The sequence below is a fragment of the Vibrio sp. La 4.2.2 genome (assembly GCF_027586995.1).
Taxonomy (GTDB): Bacteria; Pseudomonadota; Gammaproteobacteria; order Enterobacterales; family Vibrionaceae; genus Vibrio; species Vibrio mediterranei.
The window spans coordinates 594,727-610,576 of the sequence record NZ_JAPPTJ010000001.1; the positions used below are offsets into that span (position 1 = coordinate 594,727).

Sequence of the window (15,850 nt, forward strand, 5' to 3'; positions counted from 1 at the left end):
ACCAATTGTCGTGCTAGGGAGAGTCATACGGTCAAACGAACGGTCGGGCAGCGTCCTCAATGCTCGAACAGTACAATAGAGACACGAAAGGTTATTGAAATGAAAAAACTGACAATCATCGCTTCCCTGACAGCTACCCTGTTCACTTCTGCGTCAATCGCTCACGATCTTGGTGACCATTTACCTAAGAAAGGGCAACCGACTGAGACTCAAATCTTGAACGGCGGCTCGACAAAAGTTACCAAAGATAACTTTATCCTTGCGGAGTCCGACAAATACTTTTTCGAGCAGCAAGAGAAGTCCGGCATCAACCAGTTTACTCACGATCGTCAACTACTCACCATGGATACTCAGACCGTCGTACGCCAGAATCGAGATACGCTCTATTCAAAATCAATCTGGGATGCCGAGGGTGGCGTAACATTCGAACTACCAATACTCGATTCCTATCAGACTCTTCAGATCATCGATGAACAGCATCGCACTGTCGCTGTCCTATATGCAGAGAAAGGGAAAAATAGGATTACCATTACGCCAGAGATGCTCTCTTCTGGTAAGCATGTTTGGGTCATCGCACGCACCCAAGTTGCTTCCAACTCCCCTGCTGATATTAAGGCCGGAAATGCAAAGCAAGATATGATTAAAGGGACCGCCAACTTTGCAAACCCTTATATACCAAAAGGATTTGACCAGTTTGATAGAGAAAATGTTCGTTTATCTTTAGAAGCCGATGTACTCAAGCTCGACTTTACCAAGGCGATGGGTGGACCTGAAGGCAAGCCTCTAAAACCAGAACAGAATCTAGAACAACGTAAAGTCGAACTTTTTCATGCAAGAGGCTTAACGTCAATGGGATTCGGAGGACTGCCGAGCGAGCACGCTTACTACAAAGTTTTACTTGCTGAGGATCGCTCAGGTCAGTGTCAAACAATGAACTTCGACGCCCCACCACTGGGTAAAAACGGTTTCTTCTCAATCACGACTTACGGCGCAGATGCCTACGTTCACACTGAGAAATTTGCGTTATCAAGTCGTGAAGATGAACTCAGACAAAATAGCGATGGCAGCTATACCGTCAACTTTAATTGTGGTTCTCAAGCCATCAACAACATTGAGGTGGAACAAGGCTGGACGGGAATACTACGAATGTATAAACCTAATTCCGATACCGAAATCGTGACATATGCAAAAGGTGTGGAGCAACCTCACTCAAAATAACGTCGTTCCGTTATCGTTAGCATCAGCAGCGCTAGTTGACATCTAGCTAGCGCTGCAAATTTACAATGTAAAACCTAGGAAATATAAAGAAACAGCCTCGAATAATACCCTTCCAATGAACAAAGTGTCCCTTCATGCTTTACCTCTCTACAAAATTCAAGCACAGTAGAAACACCTTCTTTTCTCGGAGATCAGTATGCTACTTAATACCGAGCGACTTCAATATCTGGTTTGTATTGCCGAGACGGGTTCATTTTCTGCGGCGGCCAGAAAACTCAATGTCAGTGCATCCGCTGTGAATCAAGCGGTACAATCGATGGAAATTGATATTGGCATTCGTCTATTTGAACGTGTTGCCGGAAAGTCTCCCTCACTGACACCTGAAGGAAAAGCGCTGTACTTCCAAGCGCTTGAAATTGTTCCCCGCTTGCAAGCTATAGAACGAAAAGCACGTGCGCTGCAAAGTGGTGAAGAGCCCTCGCTGACGATTGCTACTCACAGTATGACCTTATACCCAAGGTTTACCGAACTAATGTCTTCATTAACCCTGCAGTTTCCAGAACTGGAGTTGATTTTAGTTGATGCAGAAAAGCACCAACTATCAACCAATGATGAGAGCTTAGGCGCTGACATCATGATTGCTCCTGGTGGGTTATGCCCCCAACGAGGCTCAAATGCACAAATCATAGATAATATCGAATGGTGCTTCATAACCTCACCTAATCATCCGTTGGCAAAGCTCAAAGGTGAGATTACACCAGAAGATCTAGAACACTATCCCCAGTTACTATCCTTAGAAGGTAAAGTTGCGACTGGCGAACTACTGGAATCGCTGCGTTTCAGCCCTCGCCTCATTCGTTACGAAGCCCCTGATCAACTGCAAGACATGCTGCTTTATGGTGCTGGTTTTGCCGCTTACCCAATCAAACTGGCTCAACCATTTATCGACCATGGTCTAGTAACCAAGTTAAATGTAGGACATTATGATAGTTCTATGGTGTGGCCAGTGGAGCTGTCGTGGCGCAGTGGACTCGGCACAGTTGGAACGTGGTTTATAGAACAAGTATTAGAACAGGAGCGTTAAATGCTAGAGCAAGACAACACCCAATTAATGATCATTGATGTACAAGGCAAGCTTGCCCAAATCATGCACGATAAAGAGCACTTGTTCGCCAACCTAAATACGTTGACCAAGGCTGCACAACTCATGGAATTACCCATTGTTTGGGTAGAGCAAATCCCAGATAAATTAGGTCATACTATCGATGAAATTCACCATGAACTTCCCCACCTATCCCCCATTGCAAAAGATGTGTTCAGCGCCTGGGGTGAGATAGCTGTTCAAGAGACGCTCCAACGTAACAATAGAAAACAAATACTATTGGTCGGTATTGAAGCACATATTTGTGTCCATCAAACTGCTTGCGATTTGATGGACCAAGGATATGAAGTTCACCTTGTTGTCGACGCTATTTCTTCGCGTGCACCAGAAAACAAAGAGCTCGCAATCCAACGCCTGTCAAAACAAGGGGCCGTGTTAACTTCCACTGAAATGGCACTCTTTGAACTACAAAAAGTCGCCCGAGGCGATCAGTTTAAGCAATTGCTAAAACTAATTAAGTAATCGCTGCTAATTTAAACGATTAACGCTGTTTTTACTAAAACTTTAGTATTTACTGATGAAGATTGTTTACAATAGAACCCAATAGATAGGATTAGTTTTTTCGGTATGATGCCGAAGGGTGTGATTGAATGGCAACATTAAAAGACATCGCTAATGAAGCAGGTGTTTCATTAGCGACAGTATCTCGCGTACTGAATGATGACCCTAGTTTGAGTGTAAAAGAACAAACTAAGCTGCGAATTTTAGAGATCGCAGAAGCCTTAGAATATAAGACCAGCAGTTCGAAGAAATCGATCCAGCCTAAGAAGCATAGCCACCATTTCATGGCCATTTATAATTATAAGCAGGAAGCGGAAGTTAACGACCCTTACTACTTATCCATTCGTCATGGTATAGAAACACAGTGTGAAAAGCTGGGCATAAAACTGGTTAATTGCTACGAAGGAGAGTTAGCTCATTCAGATGCTAAAATCACCGGAATACTGTTTGTTGGACGTTGCCCTGAGACGGTTCGCTCCGAAGCTGAAAGCATCACAGACAATATCTGCTTCATTGATTTCTCTGACCCAAACTCAAAGTACGACTCGGTTGATATCGACCTCACTAAAATTAGCAAAGAAATCATAGACTTTTTTATCAATCAAGGGTTCAATCGGATCGGCTTTATCGGTGGTCAAGATACACCTAATAGTTCTGACATCCGAGAGATGGCATTTGTAGAATATGGCAGCTTAAAAGGCGTGGTATCGCTTGATGATATTTACCGTGGAGAGTTTACGAGTCAATCAGGCTACGAATCTGCGAAAAAGATGTTTTCCAACAATAACTTCCCTCGAGCACTGTTTATCGCTTCAGATTCTATTGCTATTGGTGTATTGCGCGCAATTCATGAACACGGCCTCAAGATACCAGAAGACATATCTCTTATCAGCGTCAACGATATTCCTACAGCAAAGTTCACCTTTCCTTCACTTTCTACCGTCAGGATTCACTCTGAGATGATGGGTATTCAAGGTGTTAACCTGTTGATGGAAAAAGCAAGAGATGGACGTGCACTGCCATTGAAAGTCTATGTACCCAGTAAACTAAAACTACGAGGCACAACAAAAGAATAGGCATTTTCGTATTTTTTAGTAAAACTTATCTATCTATTCTACATTCCATCTTAGTTCGACTCATTGACATCGATTAGCCAACTTTATTTAAAGTTGGCTCACCATTCCCCCTCTTCGTAAAATCATCAAACACCACGAAAAAGCTATAATTAATTGTATTTAAACAATTAAATTCATTATTTCTACCTAAAGACCTACTACTTATATCAAGTTAAGCCCACCCCTATCATTCACTCCGTTTATTTAAACCCGATCACAACTTTAACTCTCTTGAACGCTTAAATCGTGATCAAGTTAAAGTAAAAAACAAAATTCAATATATTTTAGTAAAACTTTTACTAAAATTACCTCATATCCTAAACGGGCATTTTTAACACAGCATCGACACGGTTTACCTGTCGAGGGAGATTTAACGTGAACAACTGGGAAAACTTTCTTCATCTTCATGAGAATCGCATGGCTCCACGCGCGTATTTCTTCTCATATCCCTCAGTTAACGCCGCTCGAACATTTCAGCGAGAGCTTAGTAGTCACTTTATGCTGCTTAGCGGTCAGTGGCAGTTTCAACTTTTTCATAACCCTATTCTTGTTCCCGACGAGTTTTACTCTCAACCAATGACACAATGGGGACAGATCACCGTACCTAACATGTGGCAAATGGAAGGACACGGTGACCTTCAATACACTGACGAAGGCTTCCCGTTTCCAATTGACGTACCTTTTGTACCCACTGATAACCCAACAGGTGCATACCAACGTACTTTCACTCTCGGCGACAACTGGCAAGACAAACAAACCATCCTCAAATTCGATGGCGTAGAGACCTACTTCGAAGTTTACGTTAATGGCAACTATGTTGGTTTTAGTAAAGGCAGTCGACTCACCGCAGAATTCGACATTTCATCCGTTGCTCAAGTTGGTGACAACCTGCTAAGCGTTCGAGTCATGCAATGGGCTGATTCGACTTACATTGAAGACCAAGATATGTGGTGGACCGGTGGGATCTTCCGTGATGTCTACTTAGTAGGGAAAGAACCACTGCATGTGCAGGATGTCTCTATTCGTACTGACTTCAGCGCTGACTATTCGCAAGCGACATTGTCGTGTGAACTGATGCTAGAAAACCTTTCGTCTGCGCGTAGCGATGCTGTTTCAGTTGATTATGAGCTAAAGGATAATCAACTGAGTATTGCCGCTGGAACCATTGACCACATATCAGTACAAGGTGCTACCACAACTAACTTCATTATTAATGTCGATGAACCTACTCATTGGACAGCTGAGAACCCTTACCTTTATCAACTTTTTATCACTTTGAAGAACAACCAAGGTGAGACCATAGAAGTCATTCCACAACGAGTTGGCTTTCGAGATATCAAAGTTAAAAATGGCCTGTTCTACGTTAACAACCAATACGTCATGCTGCATGGCGTTAACCGACACGATAACGATCATTTAAAAGGCCGTGCAGTAGGCATGGATCGTGTTGAAAAAGACATCATCTTAATGAAGCAGCACAACATCAACTCCGTGCGAACTGCTCACTATCCTAATGACCCGCGATTCTACGAACTCTGCGACATCTATGGTTTGTTCGTTATGGCAGAGACTGATGTGGAAACCCATGGATTCGCCAATGTTGGCGATCTTAGCCGCATCACCAACGATCCTGCATGGGAAGCCGTCTTCGTAGACCGTGCTGAACGTCATGTTCACGCACAAAAGAACCACCCTTCCATCATCATGTGGTCTTTAGGCAATGAATCTGGCTATGGATGTAACATCAAAGCGATGTACAACGCTACTAAAGCCATTGATGACACGCGTCTTGTTCACTATGAAGAAGACCGTGACGCCGAAGTCGTTGACGTTATCTCAACCATGTACTCTCGCGCTCAATTGATGAACTACTTTGGCGAACACCCCCACGAAAAGCCGCGCATCATCTGCGAATACGCTCACGCAATGGGCAACGGCCCTGGTGGTCTGACCGAGTATCAAAATGTGTTCTACGCTCACGATCATATTCAAGGACATTTCGTTTGGGAATGGTGTGATCACGGCATTCTCGCCACCGATGAAAAGGGACAAAGTTTCTATAAGTATGGTGGGGACTTTGGTGATTACCCAAACAATTACAATTTCTGTATGGACGGATTGGTTTACTCAGACCAAACACCTGGACCGGGGTTGAAAGAATACAAACAAGTCATCGCTCCAGTGAAAATTACCGAGGTAGATGCACACCTAGGTACCTTCATCGTTAGCAATAAACTTTGGTTTACCAACCTAGACGACTACACCATCACCGCTGATATTCGTGCAGAAGGTGAAACGCTTCGCAGTGTTCAATTTAAGGTTGCGGATCTTAGCGTAAATAGCGAGCGTCAAATCGAAATTAGTCTTCCTCAACTCGATGACCGTGAAACATTTATCAACTTCACCGTGCGTAAAGATAGCCGCACTTTATATAGCCAAGCAAATCATGATATTGCCGTTTACCAATATCAAATCAAAGAAAATACCGCACAAGAAACCGAGTTTGTTTGTACAAATACCACACCTCTTTCGCTAGAGGAGAGCCGATTAGCGTACCTAATTTCTGGTCACAACTTCACAATGACTTTCTCGAAAGTCAACGGCAAGCTCTCTTCGTGGGTAGTAAACGGGAAACAGTTTATCGAATCAGAGCCTAAGCTCAATTTCTTCAAACCGATGATCGATAACCATAAACAAGAACACGAAGGTCTATGGGAGCCTGCTCACTTACCAATCATGCAAGAGCATTTCCGAACCATTGAAGTAGAGCAGATCGACGGGCGCATTGAAGTTCGCACCACCAGCATTATTGCACCGCCTGTGTTCGATTTTGGCATGCGAACCGAATATCGTTATCAGATTTCACCTCAAGGTCAGCTCAACATTGAGCTTCAAGGTAAGCGTTATGGTGACTATCCACATGTGATTCCTGTTATTGGTTTTGAACTAGGTATCAATCAACAGTTCGACCAAGTGAAATACTATGGCCGAGGCCCAGAAGAGAATTACCTCGACAGCCAACAAGCCAATATTATCGACGTGTATCAAAGCACGGTCGCGGATATGTTCGAAAACTATCCATTCCCGCAAAACAACGGCAATCGTCAGCACGTGCGCTGGGCAGCTCTGACCAACCGTAACGGCAATGGCTTGTTTATTAAGCCACAACAAGAGCTCAACCTAAGCGCTTGGTTCTACAGCAATGAAAACCTGCACCAAGCCCAGCACACCAACGAGCTTAAACCAAGCGGTCACATCACACTAAACCTTGATCACAAGCTCATGGGCTTAGGCTCTAACTCGTGGGGAAGTGAAGTTCTCGACTCTTACCGTGTCTACATGGATACCTTCCGCTACGGTTTAACGTTACTTCCAATGCAGTCCGGAGACTGTAACGCCAATACGTTGGCCAACTATGACTTCAGTAACCAGTTTTTTACCCGCACAACCACAAACGAGGCATAACCCATGATCATCTTAGAGAGCTTAGAACAATTTAAGTCGGTCTATCGTGATGGCCGGAAGTGGAATCGTTGCATAGAAGCCATTGAAAATATTGGAAATATCAAAGATGGCGTAATGCACTCTATCGGGGATTCTCTGGTTTATATGATTGAAACCAATGAGAGCAAACGGACTGGACTCTTCGAGGGCAACCGTCGTTACTTTGATGTGCACTACTACTTGGCAGGTCATGAGGTTATTGAGTTTGCAAGCAAAGCCGACCTGACACTTGAGCAGCGATATCAAGACGAAACTGACCGAGAGTTTTTCTCTGGACAAGGTGAGCGACGTGAAGTCCATCAAGGACAGGTAGTGATTTTCGACAATAGCGAAGCGCATCGATTTGTCAGTAACGAGCCTGCTCGCAAGGTCGTGCTTAAAGTCACCATCGAAGATGGCTACTTCTTAAACAAATAACACTATTCGGGCCAGACACAAGTATCTGGCCCCCTCAAATAACTGCTCTTCAAGAATGAGAGTACAATAGACGTGATTCATTGGAGGACACTATGTCTGAATCTATGCGCGGCACAATAGGCAAGTTTGCCCTGTTGTCCATGACATTTGCGGCGGTTTTCAACGTTCGCAACATTGTAAACAACAACATTGAGTTGGGCCTAAGCTCAGCTCCTATTTTCCTATTAGCGACAGTCGTTTACTTCATCCCTTTCGTATTTATCATCGCTGAGTTTGTATCTGCAAACAAAAACTCTGAATCCGGCATGTACGATTGGCTCAAAAAGCCACTAGGCACCAAATCTGCCTATTTAGGTTCTTTCCTTTACTGGTTTGTGAACCTATTTTGGTTTGTATCCCTGCTTCCTAATGTTATTGCTTACGCGTCTTACGCGATGTTGGGTTACGAGTACACTTTCTCGCCACTAGTCACCTCTATTATTTCTATCGCACTGTTTGCGGCCGCTACTCACATCTCAACAAAAGGCGCGAGCTGGCTGGGTAAAATCGCTGAAATCGTTGCTTATGGTGTGTTTGCGTTATTTGCAGTTTACGTTCTCGGTGCATTGATGGCGCTGAGTGGTGACCACACGCCTGCTGAGCCAATTACACTGCAAGCCATGACACCAACCGTAAACTGGGCAACACTGGGCATTATGTGTTGGATTTTCCAAGCAGCAGGCGGGGCAGAAACCGCAGCGGCGTACCTTAACGATGTCAAAGGTGGTCACAAATCCTTTATCAAGGTCATCATCGCCGCAGGTGTTGTGATTGGTGGCATGTACGCTGTAGGCTCATTGTTAGTTAACGTTTTTGTCGCCCGCGAAAACCTGACCTACGCTGGCGGGATGGTAGAAATCTTTAGAGGAATGGCACAGTACTTCAACATCTCAGAAACTTTGGTCGGTCGTTTCGTTGGTATTGTTCTCTTTATCGCTATGTTCGGCTCAATGATGATGTGGACCGCGGCACCAGTAAAAATCCACTTCTCGGAAATTCCAAAAGGAGTCTACGGCGAGAAAACCACAGAACTCAACGAACACGGCGTTCCTGTGCGTGCAGCTTGGTGGCAATTTGCCTTTGTCTTCGTGATGTTGGTTATCAACGGTTTTGGTTCAGAATCAGTACAAGACATGATGAACACCGCGATCAACCTCACCGCAGGTACCGCGATGCTGCCACCAATCTTTATCATGGTCGCTTACTTCGTATTCCGCCTCAAACATGACGACACGCCACGCGACTTCCGCATGGGCTCTCGAAAATTCGGAATGGGCGTGGTTTCAGTACTGATTGCTATCTTCGTGATTAGTATGACAGCGTCGGCCTTCCCAACTGGAGTGGATTTAGTCAGAGCGTTCTTTATCAACGTCTTTATGACTGCTGTTTTCTCTGGTCTTGCTTGGTGGTGGATTTCCCGCTTTGAAAAGAAGCAAGCTGATAAATCTCGCCTCGAGGAGCAGCTGGAAAGTAAGCCGATTACTCAGTCTTAATTTGGCTACCGCACAATAATGAAAAGGCACGAGTTGGTTACTTGTGCCTTTTGAGTATCCGTGAACTATAGATTTATTCCGCGGAGTCGACAGCATTGTCGTTCTTTAGCTCAAAATAAAGCACTGACAATTTTTCAATACTCTCTGGTATCGACTCTAACGGCGCATTTCCATAACCTAACACAACCGAACCGCAGAGACGCTTGTGGTTGATAGGTTCATAATAATTCATCGGTCGCACCACGATATTATGAGATAGGGCGAGATCGGAAAATTGATGCTCATCGACGTCACTTTGCCACTGAACAGTAATGTGCAGCCCAGCTCCTTGGGAGACAACTTGCCACTCACTTCCAAAACGCTCAGTAATGCATTGCTTCATCAGGTGGTATTTTTGCTCATATCGACGGCGCATTTTGCGTATATGGCGAACCAACATACCTTCATCAATGAACTCAGCTAACGCGGCTTGTGTGTGCGATGGTGTGTCACCGGAAAGCGCGTCTTTTATTTCTAGACAGACTTTAACTAAACCTTCCGGAACCACCATATAGCCTATTCGTAATGCATTAAACATTACCTTACTCATTGAGCCGATATACACCATATGGTTAGCATTACCACTCTCTGCAGCCAACCCTTGCATACTTCGTAGCGGACGACTATCAAATTGGAACTCACTGTCATAGTCATCCTCAATAATCCAACTTTGGTTTTCTTGAGCCCAGCTGATTAACTGCAAACGTTGCTCCGTCTGAATAGAGCTACCCATTGGATATTGATTGCTTGGCGTTAAGTAAACACCTAGTGCTTTTTGGTTGATGATATGTTCGGTATTCAATCCATGCTCAGCTGTCACGTCGACAAATCCATATTCCATATTGAAGGTATCGAGCACCTTGACGACCTGACGATAACCGGGGAATTCAACCAACAACTTGTCGTTGTTTCCCAAGCTATTGATTGCCAGCAAAGCGATAGCTATAGATTGCTGAGCTCCAGAGGTAATAATGATTTGGTTTGGATTACACACAACAGAGCGACTGCTGATTAAATAACGATGCAACGCTTCACGAAGTGGTAGATACCCTTGTAGATCTTGGTTTCCCAATAGAGAGGTTCGGGTGCTATGACGTTGTAATAAGCGGTTCCATTGGGCTGTAGGAAACAGCGCTAATTCAGCGACACCAGGTGAAAATAAACCACTTTTAGGCGTGTTATCAACGCCCAACGCAATTTCAGTCTTGCCTTCGGGCGCGTTGAGATATTGGTCGGGCAGGCTTAAAGAAACAAAAAAGCCACTGTGCGGCTTCGATACTAGATAACCTTCCGCTACTAACTGCTCATAGGTTTGAATAATGGTATTGCGACTGACCTTAAGTTGGTTCGCCATCGTACGAGTGGACGGTAATTTGGCGCCCGATACCCAACGTCCATTGAGGATCCTTGAGCGTATTTGGCTAAAGAGATTGTGCTGAAGCGTGACACCGGATTTTGCCAATGAGATGTCGCTGATATCAATAACATTCAAACTGGATCCACCATTTTTATCTATTTGGACCTAACTAGAGTACCAAATATTATTTACTTTGGCGTTAACTGCAATCGAATGGAGAACGCCAGTGCTTTCAAACACGACAAGAACACAGATTAAGAAAAGCAGCCATAAAGCTGTCTTCGACCCACAAGCACTCTATGACATTATTGATGAGTCATTAATTGCCCACGTCGCCATCAATGATGACAACGGTCCTATCGTGATTCCTATGCTGGCATGGCGATTGGACAATAAAGTCTATATACACGGCGCCAAGAACAGTCGTTTGCTTCGTACGCTCAAAGCGGGACAAAAAACCTGCTTAACGTTTACCCTGTTTGATGGCTGGGTATTGGCCCGCTCCGCTTTCCATCATAGTGCACACTATCGAAGTGCAATCGTCTTTGGCCAATTTGAAAACATTGAAGAAAATAAAGAGAAAGACCGAGTGTTAAACCACTTTGTTGAGCATATTGCACCAGGTAGAACTGAAGAAGTTCGCCTCAGCAACGATAAAGAGCTCACCGCAACGGACGTGCTTGCTATTGAGCTCAACGAAGCTTCGGTGAAAATTGGCCGTCATGGAGTCAATGACGACAAAGAGGATCTCGATCTAAAAGCGTGGGCAGGCATTCTACCCTACCGCACCGTTATAGGACCGCTTGAGCCTTGCGATGATCTCCATCCTAGTATCGAAACACCTGATTATTCGAGTGCATACAAGAATCGTTGGCACGATCAGTAGGCTATTAACAGTTGTTGTTAAGCCGTCAATAAATGGTCGCTTCCAATACTAATAAGTGGCCATCACTCCGATTAGCACTCCCATCGCAACCGCTAATAAACCGATGAAATAGAAACTCCAGCAGAGGGGCCGTCTGCGTATTGCTTTCGCCTCTTGAAGATCTTTAACCATCGAAACACACTCGATAGGTAACAATCGCAACGGCACCGACTAAAATCAGTAAAAACACCAATAACTCTATTAACCATTCTTTGTCATTCCAACCAAGAAACTCAACCTCACTCTCATTTAATTCAAAATTGAGGTCATCATAGCCTTCGTCTAACTCACACATAGCCACTCCTGCTCATCACATTACACAGGTGCATACTACTCAGAGATAAGCGTTCAATATATCAAGTAATATCTAAATATCGTTCAGATAAACTTAACTTTACGTGCGAAAAAATGAGAGAAAAAAACGGTTCCTAATTGGGAACCGTTGAGATTGGAAAAGTGCGTCTACACCATGTGTCAATCAAGACTTAAATCAGTGATTCAAGTTAATTACAAGCTTAAGGTACCAAAGCATTGAAGTGCTTCAGTAAGGTTACTTTAGTGAATCGGACAGCACAGGACAAAATAGGTCCTATCAAGTATTCTGATATGTAGCACGAGAAACGTGTAAGAATAGTCAACATCTGATTAGTCAAAACTGCGATATACAACAAATTGTTGCAATTCACATCAGGTCAGAGACGCAATTATTGACTTTGAACACTGCTAAAAATGGGCTAGATGGTACTGTTTGCTTCGAAGTATTACTAAGAGATTGTTACCTCCATTTATGTCATCAAAGCAGAAAATTGCCAGCTTCGAATTCGCTAGAGTCATCGCTCTGATCGCCGTCATTTTCATCCATTGTCAGCTCTTTATGGATTACGGGTTTATTAACGGTGAGCCTTGGCTTAACTACATCACCAATCAACTTGCTCGATTTGCCGTTCCGTTGTTTTTCCTTATTGCTGGATATCTTATCTATCCCAAGCTAAACGAAAAGCCATATCAAACCACCAAGGCTTACACTTTGCCTTTGATGCTCATTTGGGTGATTTGGAGCGCGATTTATTTAGTATTGCCTTTCAATTTAGCCGTAGTGGCCGAACATGGTTATTTAGCTGAGCGTCAAGGTTATTGGAACTACTTGCTACAAAGTCCGCTCAACTCACTGTTTGAAGGCGGATTAGTACACTTGTGGTTTATTCCATCGCTTGCGTTAGCGGTTTTAATGATTGCATGGTTTGTAGACAATAAGTGCCGATCACTTCTACTGCCATTCGCCGCCATCTTCTACGTTCATGGCTTAATGGCGGGCAGTTACTTGAACATTACCGAAATCGAAACACCGATCTTTAGTCGAAATGGGCCATTTTTTAGCTTTTTGATGGTCGCAATAGGATTTGAAGTAAGACGTAGAGAGTGGTCAATAACCTCGACACAAGCGGTGGTGCTTGCGTTGTTTGGCATGTTGCTGCACTTCTTTGAAGCGTTTTATCTCAACTCTCTTGGGCAAGTGTTCAACATGAATGACTTCCTACTTGGCACTGTTTTTTGGTCGACTGGCATTTTCTTCTGGCTTCTGAATCATCCAAACTTGGGGAACCATAAAGTCTGGCATGACCTAGCGAAGTGGGTACTTCCTATTTATGTTGTACACCTGCTCGTCACTATCTACATGAATAATATTGCGGGAATGTTGGGCGCAACCCAGTGGACACGTGATCTCATTGTGTTCTTTGGAACGCTATTTGGCTCGTACCTGTTAGTTATCTTGTTAGAAAAAACACCACTTGCATTTAAAAAGCTAAGAGGTTTGCCTAAACCAATTACGCCAAGCTCTTGTGAACCTCGATAAGACCTGTTAGAAAGTGTCCAATTTCAATGATTGGACACTGCAATGAGCCACCCATCTCATCTAGAACTTCTTCTTAATACTCGTCGCTCTGTTCGTAAATACGACCAGAGCGCGACCTTTGACCACGATGCCGTTAAAAAGGCCCTTGAACACGCCACGCTAAGCCCGAACAGTAGCAACATGCAGATGTGGGCCTTCCACCGTGTGATCAGCGAAGACAAACGTGCTGCATTGAGTGAAATCTGCATGGGGCAAAATGCCGCTAAAACCGCAAACGAATTGGTTGTGGTGACGGTGACACCAAACAAATGGAAGCAGCGCGCCAAGATGAATGCTGACATTGTTCGCAGCAACTTTAACGGCCGCGAAGATGAGACCTCAAAGCGAGCATTTAAGTATTACGACAAACTGATCCCAATGGTTTATAACAATGATTCACTTGGCATCCGTGGGGTAGTGCGCAAAATATACAGCTTCTGGCTTGGCAGAAACAAACCGATGGTGCGTGAAGTCAGTAAGGAAGACGTTAGAGTCTGTTTACATAAAAGTGCAGCTCTTGCCTCTATGACCTTTATGTTGTCAATGCGCGAGCAGGGCTATGACACTTGCCCGATGGAAGGCTTTGACTCGGTGAGAGCAAAACAACTTCTCGGCTTAGGTGACAATGATGAAATTACCATGATCATCAGTTGTGGTGTTCGTACCGACGAAGGTATTTACGGCGACCGTCACCGCGTTCCCAACGAAGAGGTGATTTTTAGTCACTAAATGGGGTAAAGGTTCATACTTAAAATTGATAGTATTTAACTATTAATATAATATTTATAATCGATTTAACCTAAGTTTTTATTGCTCATATACTGGTCTCAACGAAACAAGATTCCACTCTGATTCAAAGAGGACAGTATTATGACAAACACTAATTATATCGGTCTAGACCAAGCAGCTTCTGACTCAATTGCGATTGAACTTAATCAGCTACTCGCTAACTATCAGGTGTTGTACATGAACACTCGTGGTTATCATTGGAATATCAAAGGTGAACAGTTCTTCGAATTGCACGCTAAGTTCGAGGAAATCTATACGGACTTACAAACGAAGATCGATGAGCTTGCTGAGCGTATTTTGACTATTGGACATACTCCAGACCATAGCTTTAGTCGCTATCTAGAGCTAAGTGCAATTGAAGAGCACCAAAATGCCTTTCGCGGTAAAGAGTGTGTCTCTGGCCTAGTAAATGGTTTCTCTGTGCTTATCAATAAACAGCGCGAAATCCTAGAGCAAGCTGGCGAGGCAAGTGACGAGGGTACTGCAGCATTGATGGGTGACTATATTCGCGAGCAAGAGAAATTACTCTGGATGTTGAATGCCTATCTTCAATAATTCAACCGCAACAAAAAAGGCGCTTAAGCGCCTTTTTTGTCATCAGTCTATCTGCGATGTTAGCGTGATATTCCCTGAATATCTATATCGACCATCTGGCCAAAGATGGGTCGGATAATGATAGTCCCTAGACTCCATTAAAGAGACTAAATCTGGCAATAAATGCCTCAACTCTTTGTGACTTTTTACTCGCATTTCATCACTTTGCAAATCAGCACTAGACCCTAAATGCGCCGCAGTTGCCAAGTAAAAGAACTCGACGGTTTTGCACGCATCATCACACGTTGGGTCATCATAACTGTACAGTCCCTTTTGCTCGGCTAGCTGCCATTGCTTATACAGCACACTTTGTTTTGTCTTTTGGTCGCTAAATACCGCTGGTAAATACGGCTGCCAACCCGCATTGACTATCAGATGATGTATCTCTTCTTGCGACGCATCTCGCCCAAACGTCGGTGCAGTTTCATCTGCCGATAAATCTTGCCCTAACATATGGTCAAAGTAGGGTTCGAGCTTTTCAAATGCATCATCACTAAAGCCTGATTTGCTCATCAACAAAGTAGCGTGATTACTTCTAAGCGGCTCTATGATATTCGGTTCATCAATCTGACCGTTTTGATCGTTGTCTAGCCATTGTGCGGTCACATTGGCGGCATGTTTGAGCTTATCTTGGGGTACCGATGAGGTGGCACAAATCGTAACCACGTCAAAGACTCGGGCTTTCTGGGTAAAGAAATCACCTGGGCATCCAGCAACAGGCGATTCGACAGAAGAAAACTCTCCCGCACTAGATAATGCACTGATAAAGAATAGTAAGCCTATACAACGTTTCATCCCTGCTC

The 15,850-nt window shown here is 44.0% G+C and carries 14 protein-coding genes; 11 read left to right on the plus strand and 3 right to left on the minus strand.

The window, feature by feature from the left end:
• Nucleotides 1–99: 99 nt before the first annotated feature.
• From OH456_RS02680 to OH456_RS02710, 7 genes are all read left to right on the plus strand, one after another.
• Nucleotides 100–1,218 (plus strand): DUF1254 domain-containing protein, encoded by a 1,119-nt coding sequence (locus tag OH456_RS02680; RefSeq protein ID WP_062461998.1) that lies wholly within the window; start codon nucleotides 100–102, stop codon nucleotides 1,216–1,218.
• Between the two features lie 196 nt (nucleotides 1,219–1,414).
• Complete coding sequence (locus OH456_RS02685; protein WP_252039469.1) at nucleotides 1,415–2,302, plus strand: LysR family transcriptional regulator; 888 nt, start codon at nucleotides 1,415–1,417, stop codon at nucleotides 2,300–2,302.
• The gene (locus OH456_RS02690; protein WP_252039468.1) at nucleotides 2,303–2,842 is read left to right on the plus strand and encodes a hydrolase; all 540 of its coding nucleotides are present in this window, start codon (nucleotides 2,303–2,305) and stop codon (nucleotides 2,840–2,842) included.
• 128 nt (nucleotides 2,843–2,970) lie between these two features.
• Complete coding sequence (gene ebgR / locus OH456_RS02695) at nucleotides 2,971–3,957, plus strand: transcriptional regulator EbgR (RefSeq protein WP_062461989.1); 987 nt, start codon at nucleotides 2,971–2,973, stop codon at nucleotides 3,955–3,957.
• A 414-nt stretch (nucleotides 3,958–4,371) separates the two neighbouring features.
• The gene (ebgA, locus tag OH456_RS02700; RefSeq protein WP_270032737.1) at nucleotides 4,372–7,461 is read left to right on the plus strand and encodes a beta-galactosidase subunit alpha; all 3,090 of its coding nucleotides are present in this window, start codon (nucleotides 4,372–4,374) and stop codon (nucleotides 7,459–7,461) included.
• A 3-nt stretch (nucleotides 7,462–7,464) separates the two neighbouring features.
• A complete protein-coding gene (locus tag OH456_RS02705; RefSeq protein ID WP_270032738.1) occupies nucleotides 7,465–7,917 on the plus strand; it encodes a beta-galactosidase subunit beta in 453 nt (150 codons plus the stop codon).
• Nucleotides 7,918–8,009: 92 nt separating this feature from the next.
• Nucleotides 8,010–9,449 carry an amino acid permease gene (locus tag OH456_RS02710; protein WP_088877686.1) on the plus strand — a complete coding sequence of 480 codons (1,440 nt, stop codon included), beginning with the start codon at nucleotides 8,010–8,012 and terminating at the stop codon, nucleotides 9,447–9,449.
• A 73-nt stretch (nucleotides 9,450–9,522) separates the two neighbouring features.
• On the opposite strand, the gene pdxR is transcribed toward OH456_RS02710, so the two are convergent.
• Nucleotides 9,523–10,980: a MocR-like pyridoxine biosynthesis transcription factor PdxR gene (gene pdxR / locus OH456_RS02715; protein ID WP_124941673.1), complete on the minus strand. Its 1,458-nt coding sequence runs from the start codon at nucleotides 10,978–10,980 to the stop codon at nucleotides 9,523–9,525.
• Nucleotides 10,981–11,071: 91 nt separating this feature from the next.
• Here pdxR and OH456_RS02720 point away from each other — a divergent pair, with 91 nt between their 5' ends.
• Nucleotides 11,072–11,731 carry a pyridoxamine 5'-phosphate oxidase family protein gene (locus tag OH456_RS02720; RefSeq protein ID WP_270032741.1) on the plus strand — a complete coding sequence of 220 codons (660 nt, stop codon included), beginning with the start codon at nucleotides 11,072–11,074 and terminating at the stop codon, nucleotides 11,729–11,731.
• Between the two features lie 163 nt (nucleotides 11,732–11,894).
• Here OH456_RS02720 and OH456_RS02725 read toward each other — a convergent pair whose 3' ends face one another.
• Nucleotides 11,895–12,065, minus strand: coding sequence for a hypothetical protein (locus tag OH456_RS02725; protein WP_164491492.1), 171 nt, complete (start codon nucleotides 12,063–12,065; stop codon nucleotides 11,895–11,897).
• Nucleotides 12,066–12,557: 492 nt separating this feature from the next.
• On the opposite strand from OH456_RS02725, the gene OH456_RS02730 reads away from it, so the two are divergent.
• The 3 genes from OH456_RS02730 to OH456_RS02740 all read left to right on the plus strand — a co-directional run bounded on the left by OH456_RS02730 (nucleotide 12,558) and on the right by OH456_RS02740 (nucleotide 15,008).
• A complete protein-coding gene (locus OH456_RS02730; RefSeq protein WP_270032742.1) occupies nucleotides 12,558–13,625 on the plus strand; it encodes an acyltransferase in 1,068 nt (355 codons plus the stop codon).
• 42 nt (nucleotides 13,626–13,667) lie between these two features.
• On the plus strand, nucleotides 13,668–14,393 hold the full coding sequence (locus OH456_RS02735) for a nitroreductase family protein (RefSeq protein ID WP_124941671.1): 726 nt from the start codon (nucleotides 13,668–13,670) through the stop codon (nucleotides 14,391–14,393).
• A 141-nt stretch (nucleotides 14,394–14,534) separates the two neighbouring features.
• Nucleotides 14,535–15,008 carry a Dps family protein gene (locus OH456_RS02740; RefSeq protein WP_270032743.1) on the plus strand — a complete coding sequence of 158 codons (474 nt, stop codon included), beginning with the start codon at nucleotides 14,535–14,537 and terminating at the stop codon, nucleotides 15,006–15,008.
• 42 nt (nucleotides 15,009–15,050) lie between these two features.
• Here the strand turns inward: OH456_RS02740 and OH456_RS02745 are convergent, their stop codons facing one another.
• Nucleotides 15,051–15,842 carry a hypothetical protein gene (locus OH456_RS02745; RefSeq protein WP_270032744.1) on the minus strand — a complete coding sequence of 264 codons (792 nt, stop codon included), beginning with the start codon at nucleotides 15,840–15,842 and terminating at the stop codon, nucleotides 15,051–15,053.
• Nucleotides 15,843–15,850: the final 8 nt, after the last annotated feature.